General features: G+C 67.8%; 23 protein-coding genes. 15 read left to right on the top strand and 8 right to left on the bottom strand.

The genetic code is table 11. The annotated features are described in order from the left end of the window. The first annotated feature begins 4 nt into the window (after positions 1-4). From J2X09_RS17620 to J2X09_RS17590, 7 genes are read left to right on the top strand one after another with little or no spacing between them, the layout of a single operon-like run. Complete coding sequence (locus J2X09_RS17620) at positions 5-796, top strand: FAD binding domain-containing protein (protein WP_204732046.1); 792 nt, start codon at positions 5-7, stop codon at positions 794-796. Beyond that, the gene (locus J2X09_RS17615; RefSeq protein ID WP_204732047.1) at positions 793-1,698 is read left to right on the top strand and encodes an AAA family ATPase; all 906 of its coding nucleotides are present in this window, start codon (positions 793-795) and stop codon (positions 1,696-1,698) included. The genes J2X09_RS17620 and J2X09_RS17615 overlap by 4 nt, the downstream gene beginning before the upstream one ends. Before the next feature lie 11 nt (positions 1,699-1,709). Then, positions 1,710-2,885, top strand: a complete 1,176-nt coding sequence (locus J2X09_RS17610) for a vWA domain-containing protein (RefSeq protein ID WP_204732048.1) — start codon at positions 1,710-1,712, stop codon at positions 2,883-2,885. Between the two features lie 45 nt (positions 2,886-2,930). Then, entirely contained in the window at positions 2,931-3,509 is a 579-nt protein-coding gene (locus J2X09_RS17605; RefSeq protein WP_204732049.1) for an SRPBCC family protein, read from the top strand. Positions 3,510-3,511: 2 nt separating this feature from the next. After that, the gene (locus J2X09_RS17600) at positions 3,512-4,594 is read left to right on the top strand and encodes an XdhC family protein (protein ID WP_204732050.1); all 1,083 of its coding nucleotides are present in this window, start codon (positions 3,512-3,514) and stop codon (positions 4,592-4,594) included. Positions 4,595-4,619: 25 nt separating this feature from the next. Then, positions 4,620-5,258: a nucleotidyltransferase family protein gene (locus J2X09_RS17595; RefSeq protein WP_204732051.1), complete on the top strand. Its 639-nt coding sequence runs from the start codon at positions 4,620-4,622 to the stop codon at positions 5,256-5,258. 43 nt (positions 5,259-5,301) lie between these two features. Beyond that, positions 5,302-6,471: a sigma-54-dependent Fis family transcriptional regulator gene (locus tag J2X09_RS17590; RefSeq protein ID WP_204732052.1), complete on the top strand. Its 1,170-nt coding sequence runs from the start codon at positions 5,302-5,304 to the stop codon at positions 6,469-6,471. A gap of 152 nt (positions 6,472-6,623) precedes the next feature. Here the strand turns inward: J2X09_RS17590 and pedF are convergent, their stop codons facing one another. Further along, positions 6,624-7,121 (bottom strand): cytochrome c-550 PedF, encoded by a 498-nt coding sequence (pedF, locus tag J2X09_RS17585; RefSeq protein ID WP_204732053.1) that lies wholly within the window; start codon positions 7,119-7,121, stop codon positions 6,624-6,626. Between the two features lie 430 nt (positions 7,122-7,551). Here pedF and J2X09_RS17580 point away from each other — a divergent pair, with 430 nt between their 5' ends. Next, the gene (locus J2X09_RS17580) at positions 7,552-9,582 is read left to right on the top strand and encodes a sigma-54-dependent Fis family transcriptional regulator (protein WP_204732516.1); all 2,031 of its coding nucleotides are present in this window, start codon (positions 7,552-7,554) and stop codon (positions 9,580-9,582) included. On the opposite strand, the gene J2X09_RS17575 is transcribed toward J2X09_RS17580, so the two are convergent. After that, a complete protein-coding gene (locus J2X09_RS17575) occupies positions 9,559-10,560 on the bottom strand; it encodes an MBL fold metallo-hydrolase (protein WP_204732054.1) in 1,002 nt (333 codons plus the stop codon). The two genes, J2X09_RS17580 and J2X09_RS17575, sit on opposite strands and share 24 nt — an antisense overlap. Positions 10,561-10,587: 27 nt before the next feature. On the opposite strand from J2X09_RS17575, the gene J2X09_RS17570 reads away from it, so the two are divergent. Beyond that, positions 10,588-11,112 carry a cytochrome b gene (locus J2X09_RS17570; RefSeq protein WP_204732055.1) on the top strand — a complete coding sequence of 175 codons (525 nt, stop codon included), beginning with the start codon at positions 10,588-10,590 and terminating at the stop codon, positions 11,110-11,112. 142 nt (positions 11,113-11,254) lie between these two features. On the opposite strand, the gene J2X09_RS17565 is transcribed toward J2X09_RS17570, so the two are convergent. Together J2X09_RS17565 and J2X09_RS17560 are read right to left on the bottom strand one after the other, a co-directional pair. Beyond that, positions 11,255-11,893: a response regulator gene (locus J2X09_RS17565; RefSeq protein WP_204732056.1), complete on the bottom strand. Its 639-nt coding sequence runs from the start codon at positions 11,891-11,893 to the stop codon at positions 11,255-11,257. Beyond that, entirely contained in the window at positions 11,868-12,758 is an 891-nt protein-coding gene (locus J2X09_RS17560) for a sensor histidine kinase (protein ID WP_204732057.1), read from the bottom strand. The genes J2X09_RS17565 and J2X09_RS17560 overlap by 26 nt, the downstream gene beginning before the upstream one ends. Positions 12,759-12,955: 197 nt before the next feature. Between J2X09_RS17560 and J2X09_RS17555 the strand changes: the two genes are divergently transcribed. The 3 genes from J2X09_RS17555 to J2X09_RS17545 all read left to right on the top strand — a co-directional run bounded on the left by J2X09_RS17555 (position 12,956) and on the right by J2X09_RS17545 (position 15,975). After that, entirely contained in the window at positions 12,956-14,845 is a 1,890-nt protein-coding gene (locus J2X09_RS17555; RefSeq protein WP_204732058.1) for a methanol/ethanol family PQQ-dependent dehydrogenase, read from the top strand. Positions 14,846-14,917: 72 nt separating this feature from the next. Next, positions 14,918-15,517, top strand: coding sequence for a pentapeptide repeat-containing protein (locus J2X09_RS17550; protein WP_204732059.1), 600 nt, complete (start codon positions 14,918-14,920; stop codon positions 15,515-15,517). A 5-nt stretch (positions 15,518-15,522) separates the two neighbouring features. Beyond that, complete coding sequence (locus tag J2X09_RS17545; protein WP_204732060.1) at positions 15,523-15,975, top strand: c-type cytochrome; 453 nt, start codon at positions 15,523-15,525, stop codon at positions 15,973-15,975. A 4-nt stretch (positions 15,976-15,979) separates the two neighbouring features. On the opposite strand, the gene J2X09_RS17540 is transcribed toward J2X09_RS17545, so the two are convergent. After that, on the bottom strand, positions 15,980-16,588 hold the full coding sequence (locus J2X09_RS17540) for a glutathione S-transferase family protein (RefSeq protein ID WP_204732061.1): 609 nt from the start codon (positions 16,586-16,588) through the stop codon (positions 15,980-15,982). 149 nt (positions 16,589-16,737) lie between these two features. Between J2X09_RS17540 and J2X09_RS17535 the strand changes: the two genes are divergently transcribed. Together J2X09_RS17535 and J2X09_RS17530 are read left to right on the top strand one after the other, a co-directional pair. Beyond that, positions 16,738-17,190 carry an Lrp/AsnC family transcriptional regulator gene (locus tag J2X09_RS17535; protein WP_204732062.1) on the top strand — a complete coding sequence of 151 codons (453 nt, stop codon included), beginning with the start codon at positions 16,738-16,740 and terminating at the stop codon, positions 17,188-17,190. 79 nt (positions 17,191-17,269) lie between these two features. Then, positions 17,270-18,595 (top strand): NAD(P)/FAD-dependent oxidoreductase, encoded by a 1,326-nt coding sequence (locus tag J2X09_RS17530; protein WP_204732063.1) that lies wholly within the window; start codon positions 17,270-17,272, stop codon positions 18,593-18,595. Between the two features lie 33 nt (positions 18,596-18,628). Here the strand turns inward: J2X09_RS17530 and J2X09_RS17525 are convergent, their stop codons facing one another. Further along, positions 18,629-19,369: a class I SAM-dependent methyltransferase gene (locus J2X09_RS17525; protein ID WP_204732064.1), complete on the bottom strand. Its 741-nt coding sequence runs from the start codon at positions 19,367-19,369 to the stop codon at positions 18,629-18,631. Positions 19,370-19,730: 361 nt separating this feature from the next. Between J2X09_RS17525 and J2X09_RS17520 the strand changes: the two genes are divergently transcribed. Then, a complete protein-coding gene (locus J2X09_RS17520; protein ID WP_204732065.1) occupies positions 19,731-20,021 on the top strand; it encodes a hypothetical protein in 291 nt (96 codons plus the stop codon). A gap of 33 nt (positions 20,022-20,054) precedes the next feature. On the opposite strand, the gene J2X09_RS17515 is transcribed toward J2X09_RS17520, so the two are convergent. Beyond that, positions 20,055-20,387, bottom strand: coding sequence for a c-type cytochrome (locus tag J2X09_RS17515; RefSeq protein ID WP_204732066.1), 333 nt, complete (start codon positions 20,385-20,387; stop codon positions 20,055-20,057). A 153-nt stretch (positions 20,388-20,540) separates the two neighbouring features. After that, positions 20,541-21,479 carry a quinoprotein relay system zinc metallohydrolase 1 gene (locus J2X09_RS17510; RefSeq protein ID WP_374726517.1) on the bottom strand — a complete coding sequence of 313 codons (939 nt, stop codon included), beginning with the start codon at positions 21,477-21,479 and terminating at the stop codon, positions 20,541-20,543. Between the last annotated feature and the right edge of the window lie 14 nt (positions 21,480-21,493).

The following is a 21,493-nucleotide window of genomic DNA, read 5'->3' as shown; positions in this document are numbered from 1 at the left end:
CACCATGTACGCATTCACTCTGGAACAACCCAAGAGCCTGGCCGACGCCAAACGCTTCAGCGGCGCAGGCGCACAGCCCCTGGCCGGTGGCCAGACCCTGCTGGCCTCGATGAAGCAGCGTCTGCTGCGGCCCGAGCAGCTGGTGGACCTGGGCGGTGTGGCCGACCTGCGCGGCGTGAAAGTGGAGGGGCAGACCCTCGTCATCGGCGCCATGACCTGCCACCAGGACGTGGCCGACAACGCCGAGGTGCGCAAGCAGATTCCCGGGCTGGCCGCGCTGGCCGGCGGCATTGGCGACCGCCAGGTGCGTGCCCGCGGCACCATGGGCGGCTCCGTGGCCAACAACGACCCCGCCGCCTGCTACCCCAGCGCGGTGCTCGGCCTGGGAGCCACCGTCGTGACGGACCGGCGCCAGATCGCCGCCGACGACTTCTTCCAGGGCCTGTACACCACGGCGCTGGAACCGGGCGAGCTGATCACCGCGATCCGCTTTCCGATCCCGTCCAAAGCGGCCTACGCCAAGTTCCGCCAGCCGGCCTCGCGCTTTGCGCTGGTGGGCGTGTTTGTCGCGCTCACGCCGTCCGGCCCGCGCGTTGCGGTCACTGGCGCGGGCAACGGCGTGTTCCGGCACGAGGGCCTGGAAGCGGCTCTGGCGAAGAGCTTTACCCCCGAAGCGGTGAAGGACGTGAAGATCGACGCCAGCGACATCAGCGGCGACCTGCACGCCAGCGCGGAATACCGGGCGCACCTCATCACGGTGCAGACCCAGGCCGCGGTGCGGCAGGCCAATGGATGAACCGGGTGCCTGAAGACACCGGCAGCATCGACGGTCTCACCCACGCCCTGCAGGGCGTGGGCTACCACGCTCCCCGGCGGCTGGCCACCGCCGTCTTCCTCGCGATGCGCCTGCAACGCCCGCTGCTGCTCGAAGGTGAGCCCGGTGTGGGCAAGACCGAACTGGCCAAGGCGCTGGCGAAAGTGCTCGGCCGCCCGCTGCTGCGCCTGCAGTGCTACGACGGCATGGAGCAGCGCGAGGCGCTCTACGAGTGGAACCACACGGCGCAACTGCTGCACATGCGCGCAGCGCAGGCCACGTCCACCCCCGACGAAATCGAACGCGAGGTGTACCAGGCGCGCTATCTCATCCGCCGGCCCTTGCTGCAGGCCCTGCAGACGCCCGAACCCGGCGCTGTGCTGCTGATCGACGAAGTGGACCGGGCCGACGAACCTTTCGAGGCCTTCCTGCTGGAGTACCTGGGCGAATACCAGGTCAGCATTCCCGAACTCGGCACCATCCAGGCCGTGGCCGCGCCGTTGACCATCCTCACCAGCAACCGCACGCGCGATCTGAACGACGCCGTGAAGCGCCGCTGCCTCTACCAGTGGCTGGATTACCCCGAGCGCGAACGCGAACTGGCCATCGTGCGCAGCCAGGTGCCGCAGGCCAGTACCGCGCTCACCGAGCAGGTGACGCGCTTCGTCTCGCGCCTGCGCAACCAGCCCTTCGCCAACGCCTTCCAGCGCAGCCCCGGCATTGCCGAGAGTGTGGAATGGGCCAAGGCCCTGGTGGCCCTGGACACGCTCACGCTCGACCCCGAGGTGATCCAGGACACGGCCGGCATCCTGTTCAAGCAGCGCGAGGACGTGGCGGCACTGCTGCCGATGCTGGACAAGCTGCTCGAGCCCGAACCGACCTGACGGTTGCCCGCATGATCCTCGGCGACGCCCGCTCCGGAAAATTGCCGGACCACATCACCGCCTTCGGCCGCGCGCTGCGCCGCGCCGGGGTGCCGGTGGACAGCAGCCGCGTGGCGCTGGCCGTGACCGCCGCGCAGGAGGTTGGCGTGGAACAGCGCGAGGACCTGCGCGCCGCACTGGGCGCCGTGATGGTCAGCCGGCAGCAGGACCTGGGCGTGTTCGACGAAATGTTCGACGCCTTCTTCCGCAACCCCGAACTGGCGCAGCAGTTGCTCGCGCAGATGCTGCCCAAGGCCGCCAAGGCACACCCGGTGCGGCGCAAGGCCCGCGTTCAGGAGGCACTGAGCGTGGCGGGCCTGAAGGCGCGCACGCCCAACCAGGGCGAGACCGAACTGAAGTTCGACGCGGCCATGTCCGCCAGCGACCAGCAGCGCCTGCGCCACGCCGATTTCGCGGGTCTGTCGGCCAGCGAGTTCCGCCTGGTGGAGCAACTGGCGCGCGAGATTCCCCTGCCCCTGCCCACGGTGCGCTCGCGCCGCGAACGCGCCGGCACGCGCGGCCACCGCCCCAACTGGGCGCGCGCGCTGCATCAGGCGCGCCGGCACGACGGCGAGCTGCTGCAAATGCCGCTGATGACACGCCGGCCGCAGCCTCTGCCTCTGCTGATCCTGGTGGACGTCTCCGGCTCCATGGAGCGCTATGCGCGGCTGCTGCTGGCTTTCCTGCACCAGGCCACGCAGGGCACGCCGCGCGCCGCGTTCGCCTTCGGCACCGGCCTGACCGACCTGCGCGCGGCGTTCCGCCTGCGCGACACCGACCAGATGCTGGCGCTCGCCAACGAGGCCATCGACGACTTCGCGGGTGGCACACGCCTGGGTGAATCGCTCGCGCAGTTGCGCACCGGGCACCGGCGCTGCCTGGTGGGCCGCCGCACCGTGGTGCTGCTCATCACCGACGGGCTGGACACCGGCTCGCCCGAACTGCTGGATCAGGAACTCACCTGGCTTGGCCGCCACAGCCGCCGGCTGCTCTGGCTCAACCCCCTGCTGCGCTACGACGGTTATGCACCGCTGGCGAATGGCGCCAGCGTGCTGCACCGCCACGCCCACGGCATGCTGGCGGTGCACAACCTCAGCCGGCTCGAAGACCTCGCGCGCGCCATGGCATCGCTGATGCGGCGCAACTGAAAACAGCGAAATCCCTCACCATTCCCACCCGACAGGAGAACCCACGTGGACATGCAAGGAAGCCGGCCGCTGGCCGTGACACAACAACAGGCCTGGGAAGCCCTGAACGACCCTGACATCCTCAAGGCCTGCATTCCAGGTTGTGAAAAATTCGAACTCACCGAGCCGAACACTTACGCGGTCACCACGGCGCTCAAGATCGGCCCCGTGGCCGCGCGTTTCAGTGGCCGCGTGACACTCTCCGACATCGCCCCCCCCCACGCCTACAAGATCGGCTTTGACGCACAGGGCGGCGTGGCCGGCTTCGGCAAGGGCGAAGCCGCCGTGAAGCTCACTCCGGCCGCCAGCGGCTGCGAGCTGAGTTACTCCGTGAACTCCACGGTGGGTGGGAAAATCGCCCAACTGGGGCAGCGCCTGATCGACGGCGCCGCCAGGTCGCTGGCCGAGGATTTCTTCCGCCGCTTCGACGAGGCGCTACAACAACGCTACCCGAGTGCCGCGCCCACCCCGGCCAGCACCGACCCCACGCCACTGCCCAAACCGGGCCGGGGCATGCCCGGCTGGGGCTGGGCCGCCGTTGCCGTGGTGGTGGCGGTGGTGATTTACCTGACGACGAAAGGCTGAAAGTGGAAAACCTCGATGTCACCGTGCTGCGCGCGCTACAGGGCTGGCGCGCGGAAGGCCGGCGTGCGCTGCTGGCCACGGTGGTGCGCACCTGGGGCTCGTCGCCGCGCCCGGTGGGTTCGGTGATGGCACTGTGCGAAACCGGCGCGGTGGTCGGCTCGGTCTCGGGCGGCTGCATCGAGGACGACCTGATCTACCGCTACAGCCGCGCCCACGGCGCCGTGCAGGGCACCAGCGTGCCGCCGGGCATCACGCACGAGATTCCCACCGGCCCACCCGAACGCGTGAAGTACGGCGTGAGCGCCGACGAAGCCCACCGCTTCGGCCTGCCCTGCGGCGGCACGCTGGAACTGGTGCTCGAATTCAACCCCGATGCCGGTTCGCTCGCCGAGCTGGTGCAGACGCTCGCTTCCGGCCACCTGGTGGAACGGCGCACGGAGATTGACACCGGGCGCGTCGAACTGCGCCCCGCCGCCACGCCCGCCGCCCTGTCCGACGACGGGCAATGGCTGAGCAACACCTTCGGCCCCGAATACCGCATGCTGCTGATCGGCGCAGGCCAGCTCACCGAGTACCTCGCCACCATGGCCGTGTTCAACGGCTTTGCCGTCACCGTGTGCGACCCGCGCGAGGAATACCGCGGTAGCTGGAACGTGCCCGGCGTGGACATCGCCACCGACATGCCCGACGATGTGGTGCGTGGCTTCCGTGTGGACCGCCGCACCTGCGTGATCGCCCTCACCCACGACCCCAAGCTGGACGACCTGGCCCTGCTGGAGGCCCTGGAAACCGATGCGTTCTACGTCGGCGCGATCGGCTCCCGCCGCAACAACGAAGCACGCCATGCCCGCATGATTGAGCACTTCGACCAGACGCCCGAGAGCCTGGCCCGGCTGCGCGGACCGATCGGCATCTACATCGGCAGCAAGACGCCGGCCGAGATCGCGGTGAGTGTGATGGCCGAGGTGCTGGCCGTGAAGAACGGCGTGCCGCTGCCTCGCGACATGGAGGTGGCGACGGCGAAGAACACCCTGTCCGCCGCCGAGCCTTCGGCAGCGGTTTGCTTCGTCCGCGAGCCATCGTGAGCCGCCCGACACAGGGGGCGTCGCAATGAAGACGGGATTCGTCATCCTCGCCGCAGGTGCCGGCCGGCGCATGGGCGGGGTCGCCAAGTGCCTGCTGGAGCTGGAAGGCCGCACGCTGCTGGAGCGGCTGCTTACCCACCTGGAGCCCTTGCGGGGGCCGTCACGGCACGACCTGGTGCTGGTACTGGGCCACCACGCGATCGACATCCAGACCCATGTGGCGCAACTGCCCGACAAGATCGCACCGCTGTGCGTGATCAATCCCCGCCCCGAAGACGACACCGCGTCGTCGCTGCGTGCGGGCCTGCGGGCGCTGGCGCACGACGTCGGGCAGGTGGTGGTGCTGCTGGCCGACCAGCCCCTGATCGATGGCACGGACGTGCAGGCCGCGCTGAACGCGTTCAAAGGCCGCGAGCCCGGCATCCGCGTGCAGGTGCCCATGGTGCATGGCCAGCCCGGGCACCCGGTGATCTTCGATGCCCTGGTGCGCGAGGCACTGATCGCGCCGCTGCAACCCAGCCTGCGCCAATGGCGCGCCGCGCACCCCGGGTCCGTGCGCCTGTGGGTCACGGAAAACCCGCACTACACGCGCGATCTCGACACCCCGGCAGACCTCGAAGCGCTGGTGCGCGAAACCCGCTGGAGCTGGCGCTGGCCGGGTTAACCCGGCCACGGCGGGGGTGCGCGAGCCGCCAAACACTGCTCTAATGACAGGCACCCCACCGATCCTCCAGCCCGGCGTCTGCCCAGCCAATACCGTGCCGATCGTGACACCACAGCCCCAGCCGTCAGTTCCACAACAACAGCGCCTGGCCCTGATCGAACAGGCGCGCAAGGCGGTACTCGAATCGCGCACCCCCATCAGCCCACCGCTGCTCGCGCCCTGGGTCGAGCGTTCGTGGCGGCGCTGTCTGGACATCGGGCTCGAACCGCGCCAGCACATCACCTTCGACACCGTCACCAGCGGAGCGGCGCGCCACGCCATCGAGGCCAACCAGCCACTGCTGCGCGCAGCAGCGCCGGTGATCCAGTCGCTCTCGCGCGCGATGGCGCACACGCGTTACTTCGCCATCCTCACCGACGCGCGGGGCCTGGTGATCGACGTCAATGGCCCGGTGGACCGCAGCGACCCGCAGGCTGCGAACATCGCCCGCGTCGGGGTCGACCTGTCCGAGCGCGCTGTGGGCACCACCGCCATCGGCACCACGCTGGCGGACCTGCAACCCGTGTGGCTGCACCGGGGCGAACATTTCTTCGACGACACCAGCGTCTACAGCTGTGCGGGGGCGCCCATCTGGGGTCCCGACGGGCAGTGCGTGGGCATGCTCGACCTCACCGGCGTTAACGTGCTCGAGCAACCCGCGCTCAAGCACCTCGTGACGCAATCGGCGCGCAGCATCGAGAACGCGCTCACACTCGGCCAGCCGCACCGCCTGCTGCTGTGCCTGGGCTGGCCCGGCCACATGCCAGGCGACGCGAGCGACGGCCTGGTGTGCGTGGACACGGATGGTCAGATCACCGCGCTCAACCGCCCTGCGGCCGACATGCTCGGCGTCGTCGCCGGCATGACACCTGGCCATTGCAGTGAACTGTTCGCCGTGCCGGTGGAAACATTGTTCGACGCCGCCCGCCAGCAGCGCGGCCCGCTGGAGGTGCCGCTGTGGTCTGGCCTGCGCCTGAGCGTGCGTGCGCAACTCAATGTGGGCGGCGAACGTGGTGCGGTGCATGGCGTAGTGGGTCATGGCCTGCCACTCAAGGACGTGGAGACCGCCATGATCCGCAAGGCGGTGGACGACGCGCGTGGCAATGTGAAGGAAGCGGCGCGCGCCTTGGGCATCAGCCGCGCCACGGTCTACCGCAAGCTCGGCAAGAGGTAGCGAGCACCCCCTGCGCCGCTTCGCGGCTTCCCCCTCTCTGGCGCGCCTTCGGCGCTGGGAAGGGGACGGCACCTTGGGCCGGCGGAGCCGGACCCTCGGTGCCACTGGAGGGCGTCACTTCATCCGTTGCGCCCCACCTCATTCGTTGCGCGTCACTGCACGCGGCGCGTATCGATGTACGACTTGATCGCCCACACCGCCTCCTGCGACAGCGTGCCCTCGAATGGCGGCATGTAGACGCGGCCATCCCGCACGCGGCCGCGCCGCACGGTGGCCACGAAATACTCTTCCATCTCCTTGTAGCAAGCCTGCTTCTTGCCGGCGTCGGCCATGCCCGAACAATCCTTGTCGAACAGGCGCAGGTCGGGCGATATGCCACCCGAGATGGCCTCCAGCCCATGGCAGCGTGCGCAGTTCTGGTTGTAGGCGGAACTGCCGATGCGCAGCGCCTCCTTGTGCGCGTTGCTTTCCGGCGTGTAAGGGTTCTCGGGCAACCATTTCTCGCCCAGCTGCGGCAGCGTTCTGGTGTCCACCGCCTGCGGCACCATGTCACCGTGTGCATAGACGGCGGCCGCGACACCAGCGCCAACGGCCAGTGCCAGCATGGCCTTGCCCAGGCGCGACGCAAGGGGGTTCGTAGGGAATTGCATGTGCATGTCTCCGTGGATGTGAAAGCGTGAAGGCCGGGCGTTGACAACCCTGACTCGCACCCATCTCTGCAATATGCAGGCCACGACGCGGCCGCCCGCACACCGTGCAGCCGCGCCACACGGTTGTTGCAGATTGCAGCAACCCTTGCTCCAAACTGGACGCTTTCATCCGCCGCAATCGCCATCCACCATGGAAGAGCCGGGGTGGCGAGCAATTTGCTAATCCCATCGCGAGACAGCGTCCCACCGTGGGACATCCGAGGGAAAGCCTGTGTTGATCCATGACACAGCAGCAAGGAAAATCGGCATGAGCAGCGATCACGACAAGAACGACCCTTACCAGGGCGACCCATCCGACCCGATGGTTCCGTGGGACCTCGACCCCTGGAGCACGGGATCCACAGAGGCAGGAGACCACATGAACGGAGGGATGCATCCCCACAGTGCAGGCCGCCCGGCGGGCCATGCACCGGGCAGCGATGCCGATGCCCGGCTGATCACCCAGTCGCACGAACGCTCGCGCGCACACGGTCTGCGCAGCGCGGACGAGCCCGATTTCTCCAGCCCCGCCCGCGGCACACTCAGCGACGCGCTGGAGGAAAGCCGCTTCCTCTACCAGCACGCCGCGCCGGTGATGGAGACGCTCTACAACCAGATCGTCAACACCCACAGCATGGTGCTGCTCACGTCCTCGTCGGGCTTCGTGCTGCACACGCTGGGCGACAACGACTTCCTGGAGAAAGCACAACGCGTGGCGCTGACCACGGGTGCGGACTGGTCCGAACAGAGCAAGGGCACGAATGCCATCGGCACAGCCCTGACCGAAGCCGAGGCCCTCACCGTGCACGGCGAGCAGCACTACCTGGAGGCCAACCGCTTCCTCACCTGCTCGTGCTCGCCCATCTACGACCCCTATGGCCAGGTGATCGGTGCGCTGGACGTCACGGGTGACCACCGCAGCTTCCACCAGCACACGCTGGCGCTGGTGCGCATGTCGGCACAGATGATCGAGAACCACATGTTCGCGGACATCTTTCCCAAGGCGATCCGGCTGCATTTCCACACACGCTCGGAATTCCTCGGCACGCTCGTCGAAGGCATCGCGGTGTTTTCGCCAGAGGGCCGCTTCATGTCGGCGAACCGCAGCGCGCAGTTCCAGCTCGGCCTGCCGTTCAGCGCACTCAAGGCGCACACGTTCTCATCGCTGTTCGGCCTGCCGGTGTCGGCATTGATCGACCTCTTCCGCAGCGCCGTGCCCACCACCCGGCAGCTGTGCATGCACAACGGCGTCACGGTGTGGTGCCAGGCCAAGGTGCAGGCGCTCTCGTCCTCGTGGTCCATGTCGGCCCCCTCGCGCGAAGCCGCCGATGCGGCACCGGGTGCGGCAGGTGCCACTCCCGCCGTGGCCAGGGTGCCCGCGCGAAAGCCGCAGTTCTCGTCCCTGCAGTACCTCGACACGGGCGACCCGCAGGTGTCCTCCGTCATCACCAAGCTGCGCATGGTCTCCGGTCGCGACATCCCGGTCATGATCCTGGGCGAGACCGGCACCGGCAAGGACCTGCTCGCGCAGGCGATCCACGGCGATTCGCAGCGCAGCAACGGGCCCTTCGTCTCGGTGAACTGCGCGTCCATTCCCGACACGCTGATCGAGGCCGAACTGTTCGGCTACGAGGAAGGCGCCTTCACTGGCGCGCGCAAGCGCGGCGCCACCGGCAAGATCCTGCAGGCCGATGGCGGCACGCTGTTCCTCGACGAGATCGGCGACATGCCCAAGCACCTGCAGGCGCGCCTGCTGCGCGTGCTCCAGGAACGCAAGGTGAGCCCGCTGGGAGCCGGCAAGGAAATTCCGGTGGACGTGGCCATCATCAGCGCCACACACAAGAACCCCAAGGCCATGATCGCCGAGGGCGCGTTCCGCGAAGACCTGTATTACCGGCTCAACGGTCTGGTGGTCCGGCTGCCCGCGCTGCGCGAGCGCACCGACTTCGATTTCGTCGTGCGCAAGATCCTCAAGTCGCTGTGCGACAACGGACAGAACGTGGGCATCTCCCCCGACGTGATGGCCATGTTCAAGCAGTACAACTGGCCGGGCAACCTGCGCCAGCTGCACAACCTGCTGCGCACGGCGGTGGTGATGGTGGGCTGCGATGGTGAGATCGACCGCCTGCACCTGCCCGACGACTTCATCGAGGAGCTCGGCACGTCACCGCCACCAGCGGCAGCGACCCCCACGCCAGCACCTCACCTCGCGCCGCCATCGCGCAGCGCACCGCCCGACACGGCGGAACCACCGGTGGAAATCCAGGAAAGCCAGCGCCTGGAAGACGTGGCCCTGTCGGCCATGGCGCAGGCCCTGCGCGCGCACAACGGCAACGTGTCGGCAGCAGCAAAGGCGCTGGGCGTGTCGCGCAACACCATCTACCGCAAGAAGCACGCGCTACCGCCCGGTCTGCTCGACTGAGGACGTCTCCATCCAGACGGCTTCCAGTTCGCGCCACGCCCTGAGCACGTTGAAGCCGTGGCGCTCGGTATAACCCGCCCAGTGCGCATAGGCCGGCAACGGCACCACATCGGCCTCCTGCGGCAAGCGGCCCGCGTCCATGGCCTGCAGCACGCCTGCACGCAGGGCCTCCAGGTAGCCGAGGGTCAGACCCGGTGCAGGTGGCGGTGAGCCGTCTGGCGAAGCGGCCGACCAGGTGGCGCCAATCACGGCATACAACGGCATGGCCTGCAGGCGGCGCAGCGCCGCGATCCAGGCGTCCACATGTCCTTGCGCCAGCTCGGGCACGCGCTCGCCATACACCAGACCACCGGCCCACAGCACGCGGTTCGCCTCGTCCCACAGCAGCAGATCGCCTTCGGTATGGCCCTGCTCCACCCGCAACACCCGCAGGCTTCGCATGCCCACGCGCAGGCGCTGACCCGGCACCAGTGTCTGGTCGGGCAGCACGATGGCCGTGTCCCGCATCGCGGCGTCACCCACGCGCGATGTGAGGCTGGCCAGGCAGGCCGGGCAGCGCGCGCGCATGCTCTCGCGCGTGGCATCGCTCGCCCCGATGCGCAGCCGGCCTTGTGCCTGCCCGTGCGCGAAAGCCGAGTTGCCCAGCACGTTCTCGGCGTGCGCGTGGGTGTTGACCACCCCCACCACGCGTGCGCCGAAACGGCACTGCAGCGACCGCTTCACGCGCTCGCCATGCAAGTGGTTGGGGCCGGGGTCGATCAGCAAGGCTTCCCCTGCGTCCACGACCACGGTCGTGGGCACCACGTGGCCACCAATGACCGCACCGATCTCGCCCTCATGGTCGGGCATCCACACCCACACCGATGGCGCCACCGCCTGCCAGGGAACCTCATCGTCACACACCGTGTGCGGCAAGGCACAGCCCATGGCAAGGCCCGCGCAGACCGTGGCACCGATCTTGCCTTTCTGCCGCGCCACGAAACGACCAAGACAGGAGACAACACGATGGACCGCGAACAACACGACCGCTTTTCGGTGCTGCTGCACTGGCTGATGGCCGCCCTGCTCATCGCTCAACTGGGCCTGGGTCTGTGGATGATCGAGCTGCCCAAGGACAACACCGGCGCGCGCGCCTGGTGGTTCAACGTGCACAAGTCGATGGGCATGCTGCTGGGCATGCTGATCCTCTTGCGCGTGTGCTGGGCCGTGGTGCGGCCTCGCGTCGTGCCGCTGGACATGCCGCGCGGCAAGCAACTGCTGGCCTGCGGGAGCCACCGGTTGATGTACGTGCTCATGCTGGTCGCGCCGCTCTCCGGCTTCCTGGGTTCGGTGTTCTCGCCCTACCCGATCCGCTTCTTCGGCGCACGCCTGCCCCGGCTGGCCGAGCCCTGGGAAGGCGCGAAAGAAGTGCTGAGCGTTGTGCACCTGTGGGCCGTGTACAGCCTGCTGTTCCTGGTCGCCCTGCACCTGATCGCCTTCGTGCATCACCAGTTCATCCTGAAGGACAACCTGATCCGGCGCATGCGGTAGAGCACGGCGCCGAACGAAGCAACCTCAGCCAGAGGCATCCAGGGTCCGGCTCCGCCGGCCCGGGATGCCGTCCCCCCTCCCAGCGCCGAAGGCGCGCCAGAGAGGGGGGGAAGCCGCAAAGCGGCGCAGGTGGCGTTCCCCATCAACACGCTTGAAGATCGACGATACCGTGGCGCACCGCCAGACGCAGCAGCTGGATGTCGCTGTCGGTCTCCAGTTTCTGGCGCACCATCGACAGGTGGTTGTGGATGGTCTTGGGACTCAGGTGCATGTGCGTGGCGATCTGCCGCGTCTCTTCGCCAGACACCAGCATGCGCAGCACCTCGAACTCACGCGGCGTGAGCCGGCCGAACACCTGCTCGCCATCCAGGCTGGCCTCGGCCAGCACCTGCGCCACGTCGCGGGAAAGCACGCGCCGCCCGCGCGCCACGGCGCGGATGCCATCGAGCAGCTCGCCGGGTTCGCTGCTCTTGGTGAGGTAACCCAGCGCACCGGCGCGCATGGCCTGCGTGACGATGCTCGGGTTGTCGTGCATGGAGAGCACCAGCACGCGCACCTGCGCGTCGCGCGCCAGGATGCGGCGTATCGCATCGATGCCGCTGGTGCCGCGCAGGCTGATGTCGACCACCGCTAGGTCGATGCGCTCCTCCAGCAGGCGGGCATAGGCCTCCGCGGCCGTCGACGCCTCCGCGACGACCTGCAGGTCGGGCTCCGCGTCGATCAGGCGCCGATAGCCCGTTCTCACCACCGAGTGGTCATCCAGCAGCAGCACGTTCACCATGGCTCTTGTCTCCTTGTGGTTGTTCAATGTCCTCGACGCTTTGAGCGGCCGGCAGCCACAGCGTGAGCCGCAGGCCGCCCAGTTCCGATCTCGAGACGGCGAAGTGCCCGGCAGCCATCGCGGCACGTTCGCGCATGCCCTGCAGGCCGCAACGGCGCGACCGCGATGCCGCCTGCGCATCGCCGCGTCCATCGTCCTCGATGCGCAACCTCACACCCCCGCACGCGCATTCGCAGGCCAGCACCACACGGCTGGCGCCTGCGTGCCGCACGACGTTCGTCAGCGCCTCCTGCACCGTGCGGTACAGCGCCTTCGCGGCCTGCGGTGACAGCGCGGGCATGGCCTTCGGCCAGCGCGCCTGCACCTGAATGCCCGCCGCGCGCAGCCAGTGCCCATCGGCCAGCGCCGCCAGCGCAGCGCCCAGCGAGGCGCCCTGCAGGTCCTGCGGGTGCAGCCGTTGCAGGTGGCCGCGCAACTGCTGCGCCATCTGCGCGGCGGCGGTGCGCATGTCGCGTGCGCAGTCGGCCACCACGGGGGGCGAGGTGGTGGGTGCATACCGCTCCAGAAAACCCGCGGCCGTCACCATCACCGCCAGGTTCTGGCCGAACTCGTCGTGCAGTTCGCGCGCCAGGGCGGCGCGTTCGGCCTCCAGCAGACGCAGGCACTCACGCCGCCAGGCGCGCTCGATCCACCACCACACCGCACCGGCGAACACCAGTGCCGAGCCCACGAGAGGCCAGGTGTCACGTGTTGCGAAATGGGACAGGTGTTGCCCATCTGAACGCTGCTCCGTCCCCAGGCAGAACGCCGCCAGCGCCACGCCGCCCGACAGCAGCACCAGCAGCAGCCGAATCCGCAGATCCATGGTGTCTCCAGGTGGTTTTTCCTCCGATGTCGCAAGGCACATGCCAGCCCGGGTGGAACACCCGGTGCGGTCGGGAAGACTTCCCGGAAACGCGTGGCCAGACTCCCGTGGCGAATGCAGGGTGGCGTCTGATACTGCCCCGGCGATGCGGCACCCGCCTCATCGACAAGACCACCACCCCGACATGAGGAGCCAACATGACAAGACTTTCTGCCCCGCGCACACGGATGCTGACCCGGCTCACGCTGGCGGCCGCCGCGCTGCTGGCCGGCGCCACGCACGCGGCCAAGCCCGTCACCTGGGACGACATCGCCAACGACCACAAGACCACCGCCGACGTGCTGAGCTACGGCCTGGGCCTCACCGCCCAGCGCTACAGCCCCGCCAGGACCATCAACACGCGCAACGTGGGTGGCCTGGTACCGGTGTGGAGCTACTCGTTCGGTGGTGAGAAACAGCGTGGCCAGGAAGGCCAGGTGCTGGTGCACGACGGCGTGATCTACGCCACCGGCTCCTACTCGCGCTTCTTCGCGATCGACGCACGCACCGGCAAGCGCCTCTGGACGTACGAACACCGCCTGCCGGAGGACATCCGCCCCTGCTGCGACGTGGTCAACCGCGGCCCCGCCATCTACGGCGACAAGGTGTTCTTCGGCACGCTGGACGCGTCCATCGTGGCGCTGGACCGCGCCACCGGCAAGGTGGTATGGCGCGAGAAGTTCGGCGACCACAAGGTCGGCTACACCATGACCGGCGCCCCGTTCGTGGTGAAGGACCAGAAGAGTGGCAAGGTGCTGCTGGTGCACGGCTCGTCGGGCGACGAGTTCGGTGTGGTCGGCTACCTCTACGCACGCGACATCGACACCGGAGCCGAAGTCTGGGCGCGCCCCATGGTCGAAGGCCATATGGGCCGCCTCAACGGCAAGCCCAGCACGCCCACCGGAGACCCCAAGGCCCCCACCTGGCCGAACGACCCGAACTCGCCCACCGGCAAGGTCGAGGCCTGGAGCCAGGGCGGCGGCGCGCCGTGGCAGACGGCTTCGTTCGACGTCGAGACCAACACCATCTTGATCGGTACCGGCAACCCAGCACCGTGGAACACCTGGAAGCGCACCGCCGAAGGCGACAAGCCGCTGAACTGGCCCAGCCTCTACACCTCGGGACAGGCCTACGTGGACCCGACCACCGGTGACCTCAAAGGCTTCCTCTCGCACACGCCGAACGACGCCTGGGACTTCTCGGGCAACAACTCGGTGCTGCTGTTCGACTACAAGGACCCCAAGAGCGGCAAGGTGGTGAAGGCCGCCGCGCACGCCGACCGCAATGGCTACTTCTTCGTGACCGATCGCGAGAAACTCGCGAAGCCCGGTGCCGCGCACCCCTGGAAGCAGGACTCCATCATCGGTGCCTGGCCGTTCGTGGATGGCATCACCTGGGCCAGCGGCTTCGACCTGAAGACCGGCATGCCCAAGGTCGATGAGAAGCAGTACCCACCCAAGCCGAAGGCCGGCCAGGACAAGGGCGACAGCATCTTCGTCTCGCCGCCATTCCTGGGTGGCACCAACTGGATGCCAATGAGCTACAGCCCCGACACCGGCCTGTTCTACATCCCGGGCAACCACTGGGCGATGGACTACTGGTCGGAGAACGTGTCGTACAAGGCCGGTGCCGCGTACTTGGGTCAGGGTTTCCGCATCAAGAAGCTGTACGACGACCACGTCGGCATCCTGCGCGCGATCAACCCGGTCACCGGCAAGATCGAGTGGGAACACAAGGAGCAGTTCCCGCTGTGGGCCGGCACGCTCACCACCGCCGGCGGCCTGTTGTTCACTGGCACGTCCGACGGCTACATCAAAGCCTTCGACTCGAAGAACGGCAAGGAGCTGTGGAAGTTCCAGACCGGCTCGGGCGTGGTCTCGGTGCCCGTGACCTGGGAAATGGATGGCGAGCAATACATCGGCATCCAGTCCGGCTACGGCGGTGCCGTGCCGCTGTGGGGCGGTGACATGGCCGAGCTGACCAAGCAGGTGTCTCAAGGTGGTTCGATGTGGGTCTTCAAGCTGCCCAGGCAAGTGGCCAGCCGCTGAAGCCCTCCACCCCTGACCTGGCCAGCGCTCCTTCCCCGGGGTCTGGCCGGGTCTTTTTCTTCGGAGTTCCCCATGTTCCCCACGAAGACCGCCATGCCGATCGCGTCGCTGCTCGCGGCCCTGCTGGCCGGGCCCGCCGCCCTGGCCCAGCCGGCCGCCGACGACAACGGGCCGCAAGTGATCAACGGCTGCCCGATCTGGCCCTACACGCGTTGCCCCGGTGCGGATCTGCGCCACGCCAATCTGGTGGGCAAGAACCTCGCAGGCGCCGACCTGCGTGGCGCCGACCTCAGCCGCGCCGACCTGCGCGGCGCGAACCTGGCCGCCGCCGATCTCGAAGGCGCCAACCTCACCGGTGCGCGGCTCAACAAGGCCACCGCTGCCAACACCAACTTCCAGCGCGCCCGCTTCATCGGCACCGACCTGGAAGCCGCACGCCTGATGCGCTCCGACTTCTCGCACGCCGAGTTCAACGGTGCCAGCCTGGAGATCGCGCGCCTGAACAACGCCTGGTTCGTCGGCACGCGTTTCGTGGCCAGCAACCTGCAGGAGGCCAAGTTCGTCTCCACCAACCTGAAAGATGCCTTCTTCGAGGCCAACGTGCTGCGCTACGCCATCTTCCCGGACTCGCTCATGGAAGGTTGCAAGAACTGCCCGGAGGCCTGGAGGTGAACCCCATGAAAACCTTGCATGCCCTCTTTCTCGGCCTGGCCATGCTGGCCACCGGTGCATGGGCCGACGCACCCGTTGCCCCGAAGGTGGATACCGGCCCGCTGCCTGCCATCGCTGGCGGCTGGGCCGACATCAACCCGCTGCGCGGCAATGCCGCCGCCATCCAGGTGGGCCGCGAAGCCTTCAACCAGGCCTGTGCGGCCTGTCATGGAGCGGACGCCAACGGCGCACGCTCCCCCGCGCCCGACCTGCGCCGCATGGGCCGCAGCTGCCAGCGCGTGCAGGACGAAGCGCTGCGCCAACGCTGCCAGTCCGACGCGGATCACTTCTTCGTGAAATCGGTGCGCTACGGCAAACAGAAGTTCGGCATCGTGCACATGCCGCCGTGGGAGGGTGTGCTGGAGCCTTCGGTGGTGTGGTCGCTGCGGACCTTCGTCGAAAACGCGCCGATGCAGTGAGGCTTCAGTCGAAAGGCGCTGCGAGGAAGGCCTCGAGCCTTTCCGCCTGCTGCGAATGTCGCACCGTGGCCGCACAGGCCTGCGGATCGATATCGCCCGGCACCATTTCCTGCACGAATCGCCAGGCGACGGCCGCCGTGATGCCCGCCTGGTTGATGGACGCCTGGTCCACCGGCAGGGCACGCGCCGCAAGCTCGGCTTCCAGCCCCGCCAGGGCAGCGCTCAGCTGGGCCTTCACACGGAGCATCCAGGGCTCGTGCAGCTTCTCGGCCGGGCGGAGGTTGTGTTCATAAACGATCTGCACCGCCTTCTCGCAGGCGGCCAGCCCCAGGCCGATGATGCGCAGCGCGCGCTGCCGTTCCGCGCCCCCCGCGGGCATCAGGCTGCGCCCGGCCACCGTCTCCACGTGATCGATGATCAAGGTGGAATCCATGAGTGTCTGTCCGTCGTCGCACACCAGCGTGGGCGCCTTCACCACGGGGTTGATGGCGCGGAATTGCTCGAACGTGCGAAAGACCGAGATCGGCCGGTGCACATAGGGCAACCCCAGCAATTGAAAAGTGACCGCCACCCGCCGCACATAGGGCGAATCGAGCATGCCGATGAGTTCCATGTTCCTGTCCTTGGGCAAGAGCCGTTGCACCGCGCGAACCGGCTGGCACCATGCTAGAGAATGGCAGGCGCAACGCCAAGTGAGAACCATCGGAATCCGGGCCTGCAAACCGATGGATCATCGCCCACCCTGTCACGCAACACACCGCCATGAAGCTGGACAAGAAAGACCTCCTGATTCTCGAAGCCCTGCAGCGCGACGCGCGGCAAAGCCTGGCCGCGATCGGCAAGCGCATCGGCCTCTCGCAACCCGCGATGAGCGAGCGCGTGCGCAAGCTGGAGGACGCCGGCGTGATCGATGGCTACGGCGCACGGGTCAACCTGCGTGCCGTTGGCATCGGCCTGCAGGCCATCATCCGCATCCAGACCACGCACGCCGGTATCGCGAAATACGTGAAACTCTTCGAAGAGATGCCCGAGGTGCTGGAAGCGGACCGCGTGACCGGCGAGGACTGCTTCATCGTGCGCTGTGCCATCGCCGAACCGAAGGATCTGGAACGCGTGGTCGACGCGCTCGCCGCACATGGCGGCGTCACCACGTCACTGGTGCTGTCCAGCCCCGTCCGCAAGACAGCCACTGTGCTTGCAGCGCGGCGGGCGTAGCCCTGGCGTCGCGGGAACATGTGCCCCAACGTGGTATTTTTCGGGCCTTTCCCGCTTGCAGAAAACAGGAGGTGCCCCGATGCAGTCCGATGAGACGTGTGATGTTCTTGTGGTGGGTGGTGGCCCCGCCGGTTCGACCATTGCGACCCTGCTCGCCCGCGAAGGCCGCAAGGTGGTGCTGCTGGAGAAAGAACATCATCCCCGCTTCCACATCGGCGAATCGCTGCTGCCCGGCAACGTGGCCCTGTTCGACAAGCTTGGCGTGCGCGATCAGATCGAGAAGATCGGCATGCCGAAATATGGCATCGAGTTCGTGCCACCCGATCTCGACTACTGCAGCTACGTCGATTTCGCCGAAGGCTGGGATCCTTCGAAAGCATCGGCGTGGCAGGTGCGCCGTTCCGAGATGGACGAACTGCTGTTCCGCCATGCCGCCCGCGTGGGCGCGCAGGCGCTGGAAGGCGCAAAGGTGCGCGATGTCGCCTTCGACGACGAAGGCGCCCGCGTCGAGGCGGTGCTGGACAGCGGCGAGTCGCGCCACTGGCGCGCGCGCTTCGTGGTCGACGCCACCGGCCGCGACACCCTGCTGGCCAACAAGTTCAAGTGCAAGGAAAAGAACAAGGACCACAACAGCACCGCCCTGTTCGGCCACTTCCGTGGCGCCCGGCGCCTGGAAGGCAAGCGCGAGGGCAACATCAGCATCTGCTGGTTTGAACACGGCTGGTTCTGGTTCATTCCACTCGCCGACGGCACCACGAGCGTGGGCGCGGTGTGCTGGGCCTACTACCTGAAGGCGCGCGACAAGCCGCTCAAGGACTACTTCTTCGACACCATCGCCCTGTGCCCGGAACTGCACGACCGCCTCAAGGACGCCACGCTGGTGGACGACCAGGTGCACGCCACCGGCAACTTCTCGTACGCGAGCACGCATGCCACCGGTGACCGCTACCTGATGGTGGGCGACGCCTTCACCTTCATCGACCCCATGTTCTCCTCGGGCGTCTTTCTGGCGATGCAGAGCGCCTTCGACGGCGCGGCGTTCGTCGCTACCGCGCTGGACCAGCCGCAGCGTCTGCCCGCCGCCCGTGCTGCGCTGGAAAAACGCCTGCGTGTCGGTCCGCGCGACTACTCCTGGTTCATCTACCGCGTGACCAACCCGACCATCCGGGACATGTTCATGCACCCGAACAACCGCTTCAAGGTCAAGCAGGGCCTCATGTCGCTGCTGGCGGCCGACATCCACCACGGCCCGGCCTACCGGATGTCGCTGGTGATGTTCAAGCTGGTGTACTACGTCGTGTCGATCACGAACTGGCGCCGCACCTACGCCGGCTGGAAGCGGCACCGCGTCAACATCCGCGACATGGGCCCCCTGCGCGGCGAGACGATCATGAAGGCCGAATGAGGCCCGGGCCGCCTGGCTCCGGGCTGTGCGCGGTCAGGGCCGGACGGCCGTGTACTCCGAGAAGATGCCCAGTTCGGTGTGGCGCTTGACCTGCTGGAAGCCCGCGCGCTCCATCGCCTGCAGAATGCGCTCGGGCGGAATGCAGGCCTCGATGGTGTCCCAGTAGTAGCGCCACAGCTCCGCGCTGTTGCGCTCGCGGGCCACGACGCGCGCCAGCGCCGGCACCACGCGGCGCATGTAGAACTTCACGAGGGCGCGCGAGACGCGGCTTGAAGGCTGGCTGATCTCCAGGATCAGCAGGCGGCCGCCCGGCCGCAGAACGCGGTGGAACTCCTGCAGCGCGGCGTCCACGTCCGAGACGTGGCGAAACGCATAACCAAAGCTCAGGAAATCGGCCTCCCCCGTTTCGCACGGCAGCGACTCTGCCCGGCCCGCCCGCAGTTCAACGTCCGGCAGGTCCACCTGCGACAGCATGCCGGGGCTCGGGTCAACACCGATCAGCCGGCCCTGCTCACCGATCACCGTGCAAGCCTGGCGCGCCAGCAGACCCGTACCGATGCCCACGTCGACGATCTTGTCGCCGACCGCAAGACCCGCGCGGACCAGGGCCTGCCGCCGGTACCAGCCGCCGGAGCCGAACGCCATGGCGCGCTCGATCCGGTCGTAGTCGACGGCGGTCTCGTCGAAGATGCGGCGCACGTATTGCGCATGATCGTCCTCGTCGCGGTAGTACGCGGGCAGCGGGGCATGCGGCAGGTGAGGTGTCGGCTCCATCGGAAATCTGCTCCTTGGGCGGGGGCCCGGACGGGTGGGTGGAATGCGGATCGCGCGGCACCGGTGGCCGCTGGACACGGGTTGCAGCGTAACGCAGGGTCGTGCTCATGCTTGCGGTGTGGCGCCCACGGTGCGCGGTTCGGAGCGGCCATCCACCGTCACGGGCGATGACAACATGACAGTGAACCGGAAGAGCAGGACCGTGACCGACATGAGTGCTCATTCGTTGGCGCAGCCCGAATGGTACTAGCGGACACGGTGCACCCTCTCGAGGCGACACCGGCCTGGCTTCGTCCTCTCCGTCAGGAACACGGCGCGTTGTCCTACCGGCCCGGCCACGCATCCCATGCATCGTAAGTGCATGGATACCCCATCATCGAAATTCCACGCCTGGAAAGCGGCAGAGGCGGAACTGGCGGACATCGAACGGACCTTCCGGGCGATGGCCGCCGACCTCACACCATCCGACCGCGACAACGTCGTGGCTCAACTGGAAGCACTAAAGCTCGCGAGGCTGCGCGTCCGCCTGTTGTTCGAAGAAGTGATGAGCGAGAGCGAGCTGACCGTCAGGCGGCTGGCCGAGGAAGAGGAGTCGATCGACGAGCCGCCCAGGCCCGAGGACCCTCCCGAGCAAGGGCACTGGTTGCTGTAGCGACGCCCAGCCCTGCCGGACGGGTCCTGCGCTTCAGGGCTTGACCGTCAACACCCACTCCGCCAGCCGCTTCACATCCGCTGGCGGGAGGCTGGCGTGCCCGGGCATGGGAATGCGGCCCCACTTGCCCGTCGATCCGTTCTGGATCGACTGGGCCAGGTCGGCTGTGGCGTCTTTCTGGCCGGCGTACTTCTGCGCGACGGCGGCGAAGGCAGGGCCCACCACTTTCTCGCCATTGGCATGGCAGGAGTAGCAGCCACTGGACCTGGCCAGTTCGGCGACGGCGCTCACGTCGGCGGCGCGGGCCAGGGTGGTGGCGCCCGACAGGGCGATGACGAGGGAGGCGGAGAAGATGAATCGGCTCATGGGGCAGTCCGGTTTGTCTCGATGAAGTTGGAATGGGGAACGGCGCAAGGGCTCGGCGCAAACTCCGTGCCCGCGTTTTCGGGGCCACATCTGTTCAGGAATGACACACCGCGAGGCCCAGGGCGCCACACGCTGCGACACACCACCGCCGGTTCAACGTCCGCCCAGTGCACGGCGTTCGTACACCGGATACCACTGCGCCAGCGTGCGGTGCAGTTCGGCGGGTTGCGCGGCCCAGTTCGCGAAACGGGCGGGCACGGGCATGTTCAGCACCTCGGTCAGATCGAGGCCGACCTCGGCGTGGCCCCGCATGTGCCCGGTCAGCCAGCGGATCCAGTCGCGCGTCTGTGCAATGCCCCGCCCGCCCTCATGCACAGGCCCATGGCTGGGCACCACCCAGCGGAAGTGCCCCACCCCGAGCAGGCTCTCGAGCCGGTCCAGGCTGGCGATCCAATGGTCGAAATCGGCGTTCGGCGTGGTGGGCACGCGGTCGGCGAACACGAGGCCGCCTGCGAACAGCACACCGGTGCTGTGGTCAATCAGCACGAGGTCGTCGCGCGTATGGCCCTCGAGACGCACGAGTTCCAGCCGGTGCTGTCCCAGCGTGTGCACGCCGGCCTGCGCGGCGGCGCGCGCGGGTGTGGCTTCGGTGCCCTGCATCCAGTCGCCGCACAGGCGGTACAGGTTCTCGGCGTAGGTGTCGCCCGAGGCTTTCATGCCGTCGATGCTGCCGGGCAAGGCGGTGGTGATGCGATCGGCCCAGGCCTGGTTGCCCAGGAAGTAGTCGGGGTGCAGGTTGAGGTTGAACACCTGAACCACGGGTTCACGGGTGGTGCGCTCGATCAGGTGGCGCTGCTGTTCGCCATAGCGGCGCGATGGGCCGGTGTTGATGACGACCACGCCCGCACCCGTGGCGATGAAGGCGGTGTTGATGATGTTGCAGCCGTTCTCGCGGCCGAAGTCGGCCACGGCGCCTTCGATCACCCAGGTGCGGGGTGCGACAGGCCGCGCCTGCAGTCGGTAGTCGAGCCGCTGCGCATCGGCGCGCGGTGCGGCCTGCGTGGGCTGGGGGTGCAGCGGTGGCGATGCCATGGTGATGAGGGTCG

The sequence above is a fragment of the Hydrogenophaga laconesensis genome (genome assembly GCF_031457235.1).
GTDB lineage: Bacteria > Pseudomonadota > Gammaproteobacteria > Burkholderiales > Burkholderiaceae_C > Hydrogenophaga > Hydrogenophaga laconesensis.
Note: the sequence above shows the minus strand (reverse complement) of the source record. Positions and strands in the feature narration are given on the sequence as shown.